This window comes from Caballeronia choica (assembly GCF_001544535.1).
In the GTDB taxonomy this organism is placed as follows: Bacteria; Pseudomonadota; Gammaproteobacteria; order Burkholderiales; family Burkholderiaceae; genus Caballeronia; species Caballeronia choica.
On sequence record NZ_FCON02000535.1, the window covers coordinates 1 to 842 of the forward strand.

An 842-nucleotide genomic window follows, 5' to 3' on the forward strand; every position below is an offset into this window, starting at 1 on the left:
GTGACATAGTCGTCTCCTTGCCCGGCGCACCGGAACTGCATGATGTCTGTGCATGGCTGATCATGGAACAAGAGCCGTCTTCTATATATATCATCTTGTGATATAGTTGACTACTATAAAGACGGTGGCGATCTCCCTTGCTTTTGCAAGTTTAAACAGGATTGCTCTCTCGTTGCATCAGCTTCCGGCCCGGTGGTTCGCCGACCGTATGTCGGAGACACAACGCGAGCCTCGTTTCAATTGTCTCGGCCACGCGAACAAACTCGCCGGGTCTTTAATGATTGATAACTCCAATTTCTCGGCGAGCCAGAGGGGCTTACAGATTTGACAAGGCTTTGAGCTACTTGGTGCAAGACAGGAGTCGATCATGTTCTGGCAAGACAAGGTTGAATCATGGGCGGAGAACGCAGGCAAACAGATTCCCGTGCCGGCGCGCCTGGTGTTGTGGGACGGACGGGAAATCCGTCTCGGTCATCCTGGCCAGCCCAAGGTCGTTCTCTATGTCAAGCAAGCGGCAGCGCTACGGCATTTGCGCCGGCCCACGATTGATGGCCTCGCGCAAGCGTATGTCAATGACGAGCTCGACATTCACGGTCGTATGCCAGAAGCAATCGCGCTCGCCTATGGGCTAGCGCACGATGCTACTCTTTCGACGACTAGCCCTCCGCGATTTTCCCGCGTTGATCACGATAAGCAATCCGATCGCCGCGCGATCCAATTTCACTACGACGTATCGGACGACTTCTACCGAATCTGGTTAGGGCACACGATGGTGTATTCCTGCGCCTATTTTGAGAACGGCACGGAAGATCTCGACACCGCTCAGGAGAAGAAGATCGATC

General features: G+C 53.9%; 1 protein-coding gene. It reads left to right on the top strand.

What is annotated here, in order from left to right; translation table 11 throughout:
* Positions 1-367 precede the first annotated feature (367 nt).
* A partial coding sequence (locus tag AWB68_RS45555; RefSeq protein WP_200828996.1) for a class I SAM-dependent methyltransferase occupies positions 368-842 on the top strand: 475 nt, incomplete at its 3' end.